The 7,700-nt window shown below is 64.8% G+C and carries 5 protein-coding genes; 4 read left to right on the top strand and 1 reads right to left on the bottom strand.

The window, feature by feature from the left end; all coding sequences use genetic code 11:
• Positions 1-98: 98 nt before the first annotated feature.
• A complete protein-coding gene (locus BLR94_RS20625) occupies positions 99-1,142 on the bottom strand; it encodes an AraC family transcriptional regulator (protein WP_084307795.1) in 1,044 nt (347 codons plus the stop codon).
• Between the two features lie 314 nt (positions 1,143-1,456).
• Between BLR94_RS20625 and BLR94_RS20630 the strand changes: the two genes are divergently transcribed.
• From BLR94_RS20630 to BLR94_RS20645, 4 genes are all read left to right on the top strand, one after another.
• Positions 1,457-2,530 carry an HlyD family secretion protein gene (locus BLR94_RS20630; protein WP_084307794.1) on the top strand — a complete coding sequence of 358 codons (1,074 nt, stop codon included), beginning with the start codon at positions 1,457-1,459 and terminating at the stop codon, positions 2,528-2,530.
• Complete coding sequence (gene rbbA / locus BLR94_RS20635) at positions 2,527-5,271, top strand: ribosome-associated ATPase/putative transporter RbbA (protein WP_084307793.1); 2,745 nt, start codon at positions 2,527-2,529, stop codon at positions 5,269-5,271. Before BLR94_RS20630 ends, rbbA begins: the two co-directional genes overlap by 4 nt.
• A gap of 1 nt (position 5,272) precedes the next feature.
• On the top strand, positions 5,273-6,388 hold the full coding sequence (locus BLR94_RS20640; RefSeq protein WP_084307792.1) for an ABC transporter permease: 1,116 nt from the start codon (positions 5,273-5,275) through the stop codon (positions 6,386-6,388).
• Positions 6,389-6,495: 107 nt separating this feature from the next.
• Positions 6,496-7,700, top strand: a 1,205-nt coding sequence (locus tag BLR94_RS20645; protein WP_090423751.1) for a TolC family outer membrane protein, incomplete at its 3' end; no start/stop codon positions are given.

Raw genomic sequence — 7,700 nt, forward strand, 5'->3', positions numbered from 1 at the left:
GCCTCACCCCGCCCGCCGATTCCGCAGCAATGCATGCACATGATTGGCGTGCCTGGGCAGCGGCGAAGAGCGACCGAAGCAATCGATGCAAATCCTGATCACCTGACTTGTGCAAACGGCGCAGGTTGTTCTGGCTCGGCCGGCGAACAACTGCGGTAGCGTCCGGGCGGCATGCCGAACCAGCGCAGGCAGGCCTTGTGAAAGCTGCTCTGCTCCAGAAAACCGAGCCGCTCGGCCACCTGCGCCAGGCTGTGCGCGGAATGGCGCAGGTAGTAATCGGACAACTGCCGACGCACCTCACTGAGCACGTCCTTGAACTGTACGCCCTCGCGTTCCAGGCCTCGCTGCAGGGTACGCTTGCTGACACCCAGCGAGCCCGCCACCCAGCCCATGTCGCAGCCACCCTGGTCGAGGTTCTCGGTAATCAGCGTACGAACCTGGACGACCAGCGAACCGTCGCGAAGCTGGCTCAGACGAGATTCGGCGAAACGCTCGTGAAGAGCCGACAGTGCCTCGTTGGCAGTGCTCAGCGGCTGCAACAGTTGCTGCGGATCGAACAGCACACTGGCCCGCGACGCGCCGAACTTAAGCGGGCAATCGGCCAGTTGCCGGTACGCATCCAGATCCACCGGCTCCGGATAGTCGAATTCGATGAGCAGCGGACGGGGTGGATTGCCTCCGGTCAACCAGTTGCAAAAGCCCAGCAGTGCCGCGATGCCGGCATCGGAAAACTGCCTGGGCCGAATACTTCCGACTTCCTGGTGCATCTGCGCACAAAGCCGCTGACCCTGTGGCTCGGCTGAAAAGCTCACGGTGACGCCATTGCCCAGCAGCGGCGTGAAGCGCACCAGGCGTTCCAAGGCCTCCTGCAGGTTGCGACAGGACATCATCGCGTACCCCACCAACTGGAAACTACCCGGCAGGAAATGGGCATAGGCCCGCAGGCCGATGGCCGGGTTGGCGGACTCGGACACCGCCAGTTCGAGCAGGCGATAGACCGCCCTACGCCTGAAAAAGGCTTCGGTGTGCGTCAGGCGCTGCATGTCCAGCCCGGCTTCGTGACACAGGCGCCGTACATCCAGCCCTTCAGCCTCGAAGGTATTCAGCAGAAGCGCGACATAACCAACGCTGACCCTATACATACACCCCCCGTTTTTCATCGCCCGAACCTGCGCCCTGGGGCAAGCAGCCTGCATGGTACACAGGCGGACAGGCAGAAACGCTGATCCAGGGATCCCACGTGGTGTTTTCCGCTTTCGCCGTGCGCCACGGCCAGGCGTGGCGCGGATTGACAGCCCGCTTGTCGCCCGGGAACGTTTTCCGGAGCGTCCCGCTACCGAATACTTGCATCGGTATTGCATCGCTCAAGGAACGGCGACGGCGCACGCAGCCCCTCTGCAACGCGTGACGGCGCCCCCATGGGACGATGATCGCTCGCTCCCCAGGAAAATCATCGATGAAAGCACAACACAAGAAAACCCTGCTCCGCGTGGCAGCCATCGTCAGCCTGGTCGCCGTGGCCGGACTGATCTGGCTGGCGTTGCGCCCTGACGGTCTGGGCGAGGGTTTCGCCAGTGCCAACGGGCGTATCGAGGCCACAGAAGTGGACGTGGCCAGCAAGCTGGCCGGGCGTCTCTTGCGCATCGACGTGGAAGAAGGCGATTTCGTCGAGGCTGGCCAGGTGTTGGCACAGATGGACACCCAGGTACTCGACGCCCAGTTGAACCAGGCCCGGGCTCAGGTACGCCAGGCACAGAACGCCACCCGCACGGCCCATTCCCAAGTGTCGCTGCGCGTCAGCGAGAAGGCCACCGCCGAAGCCGTGGTGCATCAGCGGCAGGCCGAACTGGGGGCGACGCAGAAGCGCTATGCGCGCACCGAGGCCCTGGTCAAACGCAATGCCCTGCCCCGCCAGCAACTCGACGACGACCTGGCGAGCCTGCAAAGCGGCCAAGCGGCCGTCAGCGCCGCACGCTCCCAGGTTCTGTCGGCGCAGGCCGGCATCGAAGCCGCGCAATCGCAGGTCATCGAGGCCGAGTCCGCGGTGGAAGCGGCCCAGGCCAGTGTCGAGCGCCTGCAGGCCGATATCGAGGACAGCCAGCTCAAGGCGCCGCGCAGCGGCCGCGTGCAGTACCGCATCAGCCAGCCCGGCGAAGTGCTGGCCGCGGGCGGCAAGGTGCTCAACCTGGTCGATCTCAACGATGTCTATATGAACATCTTCCTGCCTTCGCAGCAGGCCGGCCGGGTTGCCCTCGGTTCCGACGTGCACCTGGTGCTGGATGCGGCGCCGCAGTATGTGATCCCGGCCAAGGTGACCTTCGTCGCCAGCGTCGCGCAGTTCACACCGAAGACCGTGGAAACCGCCAACGAACGCGAGAAGCTGATGTTCCGGATCAAGGCGCGGATCGACCCCGCCTTGCTCAAGGGGCATCTGGAGCAGGTCAAGACCGGCGTGCCCGGCATGGCCTATCTGAAACTCGACGATGCCGCCCAATGGCCGCAAGACCTGCAGATCCGGGTTCCACAATGACACGCAGCTCCGACATGGTGGCGCAGTTGCTCGACGTCAGCCTGCGCTACGGCAAGACCTGCGCGGTGGATCACGTCAGCCTGGATATTCCCGCCAGGCGAATGATCGGCCTGATCGGTCCGGACGGGGTCGGCAAGTCCAGCCTGCTGGCGCTGATCGCCGGGGCGCGCAAGCTGCAGGACGGCACGGTGCGGGTGCTCGATGGCGACATGGCCGACGCGGGCCACCGTCGCGACATCTGTCCGCGTATCGCCTACATGCCCCAGGGCCTGGGCAAGAACCTCTACCCGACCCTGACCGTATTCGAAAACCTCGACTTCTTTGGCCGGCTGTTCGGCCAGGACGCAGCGGAGCGCAAGGCCCGCATCGCCGACCTGGTGCAGAGCACCGGCCTCGCGCCGTTTACCGAGCGTCCGGCGGGCAAGCTGTCCGGCGGCATGAAACAGAAACTCGGGTTGTGTTGTGCGCTGATCCACGACCCCGACCTGCTGATCCTCGACGAGCCCACCACCGGCGTCGACCCGCTGGCACGCAACCAGTTCTGGGAGCTGATAGAGCGCATCCGCAAACGCCGCCCCGGCATGAGCGTGCTGGTCGCCACCGCCTACATGGACGAAGCCCAGCGCTTCGACTGGCTGGTGGCCATGGACGACGGCAAGGTGCTGGATACCGGCACCCCCGGCGAACTGCTCGAACGCACCGCAACCGACAACCTGGAAGAAGCCTTCATCGCCCTGTTGCCCGAAGCCAAGCGCAGCGGCCACCATGCCCTGGTGATTCCACCGCGCCCGGCGGCCAGCGGCGAGAACGTGGTGGCCATCGAGGCGCACGGACTGACCTGCCGCTTCGGCGATTTCGTCGCTGTCGATCACGTGGACTTTCGCATCGAACGCGGGGAGATCTTCGGCTTCCTCGGTTCCAACGGTTGCGGCAAGTCGACCACCATGAAGATGCTCACCGGCCTGCAGCCGGCCAGCGAAGGCGAAGCTTTACTGTTCGGCCAGCCGGTCGACCCCAGGGACATCGAAACCCGCCGTCGGGTCGGCTACATGTCCCAGGCCTTTTCGCTGTACAGCGAGCTGAGCGTTTTGCAGAACCTCGACCTGCACGCCCGGCTGTTCCACATTCCCGTGCAGCAACGGGCTGGGCGCATCCAGGAAATGCTCGACAGATTCAGCCTGCAAGGCGTCGCCGAGCAACTACCGTCCGACCTGCCCCTGGGCGTGCGCCAACGCCTGTCGCTGGCGGTGGCGGTGATCCACAAGCCGGAAATCCTGATCCTCGACGAGCCCACCTCGGGGGTCGACCCGATCGCCCGGGACGGCTTCTGGGAGCTGCTGATCGACCTGTCGCGCAGGGATGGCGTAACCATCTTCATTTCCACCCACTTCATGAACGAGGCACTGCGCTGCGACCGCATGTCGATGATGCACGCCGGCCGGGTGCTGGACAGCGACACCCCGCAGGCGCTGATGGACAAGCGCGGCCTGGCCACCCTGGAAGAGACCTTCATCGCCTACCTGCGCGATGCCGCCGGCAGCGACGAGAGCCCCCCGGAGTCCACGCCGGACGTAGCGCCAGAAGCCTCGAACGGCGTCGCCGGCGCGCCGAAGTCACGCTTCAGCCTGCGCCGCCTGTACAGCTACACCCAGCGCGAAGCCATGGAACTGCGCCGCGACCCGATCCGCGCCACCCTGGCCCTGCTCGGCACGCTGCTGCTGATGTTCATCATGGGCTACGGCATCAGCATGGACGTGGAGGATCTGAACTACGCAGTGCTCGACCGCGACCAGACCACCACCAGCGCCGCCTACGCCCTGAATATCGCCGGCTCGCGCTACTTCGTGGAGCAGGCGCCGCTGCGCGACTATGCCGATCTCGACCAGCGCATGCGCAAGGGCGAGATCAGCCTGGCGCTGGAGATTCCGCCCGGCTTCGGCCGCGATCTCAAGCGCGGCGAGGTGCCGGAGGTAGGCTTCTGGGTGGATGGCGCCATGCCGACCCGCGCCGACACCGTCAAGGGCTACGTGCAGGGCATCCACCAGAGCTACCTGGAAGAACTCGCCCGCGGTTCGACCCGGGCCGTGGCGGCCAGTCCATTCGACATCACCCTGCGCTACCGCTACAACCCCGACGTGCAGAGCCTGCCGGCCATGGTGCCGGCGGTGATCCCGATCCTGCTGATGCTGATCCCGGCCATGCTCACCGCCCTCGGCGTGGTGCGCGAGAAGGAACTGGGCTCGATCACCAATTTCTACGTCACCCCGGTAACCCGCCTGGAATTCCTGCTCGGCAAGCAGTTGCCCTACATCGGCCTGGGCATGATCAACTTCTTCATGCTGGTGGCCCTGTCGGTGCTGGTGTTCGACGTCCCGGTCAAGGGCAGCATGCTGACCCTGACCATCGGCGCCCTGCTCTACGTGATCTGCGCCACCGGACTGGGCCTGCTGATGTCGTCGATCCTCAACAGCCAGATCGCGGCCATCTTCGGCACCGCCATCGCGACCCTGCTGCCGGCGACGCAGTTCTCCGGCCTGATCCACCCGGTATCGGCCATGGAGGGCGCCGGTGCCTTTATCGGCAATATCTATCCAACCAGCCACTTCCTGACCATCAGTCGCGGCGTATTTTCCAAGGCCCTGGATTTGCAAGACCTGTACCTCTATTTCATTCCCCTGCTGTTGACCATTCCCGTGCTGACCCTGCTCAGCGTCGCCGGCCTGAAGAAGCAGGAGAACTGAGATGCGCAAGCTGAGCAATATCCTGCAGCTGGGCATCAAAGAGCTGCGCAGCCTGTACCGCGACCCGGCGTTGCTACTGCTGATCGTCTACGCCTTCACCCTCGGCATCTACTCCAGCGCCACCGGCGTGCCGGAAGCCCCGCACCGCGCCACCATCGGGGTGACCGATGAGGATCGCTCGCAGTTGTCGCAGCGCATCATCGCAGCCTTCCAGATGCCCTACTTCCTCGCCCCTAAGGCGATCACCCTGGAGGAAATGGACAGCGGCATGGATGCGGGTCTCTATACCTTCACCCTGAACATCCCTCCGAACTTCCAGCAGGATCTGCTCGCCGAGCGCCAACCGAGTATCCAGCTCAACGTCGACGCGACTCAGGTCAGCCAGGCCTTCACCGGGGCCGGGCATATCCAGCAGATCATCAGCGACGAGGCCGGCGAGTTCCTCCTGCGCACGCGCGGCGCCACCAGTCAGTCGGTCGAGGCGGTGGTGCACATGAACTACAACCCCAACCTGGTACGCGCCTGGTTCGGTTCGGTGAACGAAGTGATCAACCAGATCACCATGCTGTCGATCATCCTCACCGGTGCCGCGCTGATCCGCGAACGCGAGCATGGCACCATCGAGCACTTGCTGGTGATGCCAGTCACGCCGTTCGAGATCATGTGCGCCAAGGTCTGGTCGATGGGCCTGGTGGTGCTGGCGGCTTCGGCCATCGCCTTGAGCCTGGTGGTCGAGGGCTGGCTGGAGGTGCCCATACCGGGCTCCATCGCGCTATTCCTGTGCGGTGCGGCCCTGCACCTGTTCGCCACTACCTCGATGGGCATCTTCTTCGCCACCCTGGCCCGTTCGATGCCGCAACTGGGCCTGTTGATCATTCTCGTGCTGATGCCGTTGCAGATCCTTTCGGGCGGCATGACACCGCGAGAGAGCATGCCGGAGGCGGTCCAGTACATCATGCTGCTGGCCCCCACCACGCATTTCGTCGAACTGGCCCAGGCCATCCTCTTCCGTGGCGCGGGCACGCGTATCGTCTGGCCGCAGTTGCTGGCGCTGATAGTCATCGGTAGCGCGTTTTTCGTATTCGCATTGTCGCGACTGCGCAAATCCCTGCATTGAGTCCCGCCGATGCCGACTCGTTCCTCGCAAACAGTTCATCCAGACAGGAAAACGACTACGTGAAGCGCACTGTATTTAGCGTGGCAAGACACGCTCTAGCGATAGCCATGACTGCTGCCGCTACAGCGGCCTGGGCAGATCCGGCCCCGCTGTCGGTACGCACCGACCTGATGTCGGTGTATCAGCAGGCCGCTGCCAACAATGCCGACCTGGCCGCCGCCCGCGCCGACTACCAGGCCCGTCGCGAAGGCGTGCCGCAGGCCCGCGCCGGCCTGCTGCCGAACCTCAGCGCCGGCGCACAGACGACGGACACCCGCACCGCCCTGCAACAGCCCTCAGCCACCCAGTCACGCAGCGGCACGCTGTACCAGGCCAACCTCAGCCAGCCACTGTTTCGTGCCGACCGCTGGTTCCAGCTGCAGGCGGCCGAAGCGGTCAGCGAGCAGGCCGCCCTGGAGCTATCCGCCACTGAACAGAACCTGATCCTGCAGAGCGCCGAGGCCTACTTCTCGGTGTTGCGCGCCCAGGACAACCTGGCCTCCACCAAGGCCGAAGAAGCGGCCTTCAATCGCCAGCTCGACCAGGCCAACGAGCGCTTCGACGTTGGTCTCTCGGACAAGACCGACGTGCTTCAGGCCCAGGCCGGTTTCGATACGGCAAGGGCCAACCGCATCATTGCCCAGCGTCAGGTCGACGACGCCTTCCAGGCTCTGATCACCCTGACCAACCGCGAATACCGCAGCATCGAAGGCATCCAGCACAGCCTGCCGATTCTTACCCCCGTGCCCAACGACGCTACTGCCTGGGTCAACACGGCGGCCGCGCAGAACCTCAACCTGCAGGCCAGCAATTTCGCGGTCAGCGCCGCCGAAGAAACCCTGCGCCAGCGCAAGGCCGGGCACGCGCCGACCCTGGACGCCGTGGCCAGCTATCAGCGCGGCGACAATGACAACCTTGGTTTCACCAATACCGAAAGGCCGGGCGAGCCCCACTACAGCGGCGACGTAAGCCAGCGCAGCATCGGCCTGGAACTGAACATTCCGTTGTACAGCGGCGGCCTGACCAGCTCCCAGGCCCGCGAGGCCTACCAGCGCCTCAGCCAGTCCGAGCAGCAACGTGAAGGGCTGCGCCGCGAGGTGGTGCAGAACACCCGCAACCTGTATCGCGCGGTGAATACCGACGTGGAAACCGTACAGGCCCGTCGCCAGTCGATCATCTCCAACCAGAGCGCGCTGGAGGCTACGGAAATCGGTTATCAGGTGGGCACGCGCAACATCGTCGACGTGCTGGACGCCCAGCGCCAGTTGTACAG

It is taken from the genome of Phytopseudomonas flavescens, assembly GCF_900100535.1.
Classification (GTDB): domain Bacteria; phylum Pseudomonadota; class Gammaproteobacteria; order Pseudomonadales; family Pseudomonadaceae; genus Aquipseudomonas; species Aquipseudomonas flavescens.